General features: G+C 31.8%; 1 protein-coding gene. It reads left to right on the forward strand.

Features of this window, described 5'->3' with window-relative positions; genetic code table 11:
- The coding region (locus IMK15_RS06390) for a hypothetical protein (protein WP_192942297.1) at window positions 1-242 on the forward strand (242 nt) is incomplete at both ends.

The following is a 242-nucleotide window of genomic DNA, read 5'->3' on the forward strand; positions in this document are numbered from 1 at the left end:
ACTGGAAGAACAGGTGTACTTATAGGTCTAAGAAAAGATCCGAGATTTGATAAAGTAACATTGGGTGAATTAGATAATGATAGAACTGAAATTACTAAAGATGGAATTAGCATTACTAAGAAAGGAACCCCAGATAAAGTTGTAAAATTTGGAATAGATGATAAAGGTAATGCAACATTAACTGATGCACGAAATACTACAGCATCACCAATTGTAACTGAAAAATCATTAGGTGATCAAAA

Origin of the sequence: Sneathia sp. DSM 16631 (assembly GCF_014892235.1) — a bacterium.
In the GTDB taxonomy this organism is placed as follows: Bacteria; Fusobacteriota; Fusobacteriia; order Fusobacteriales; family Leptotrichiaceae; genus Sneathia; species Sneathia vaginalis.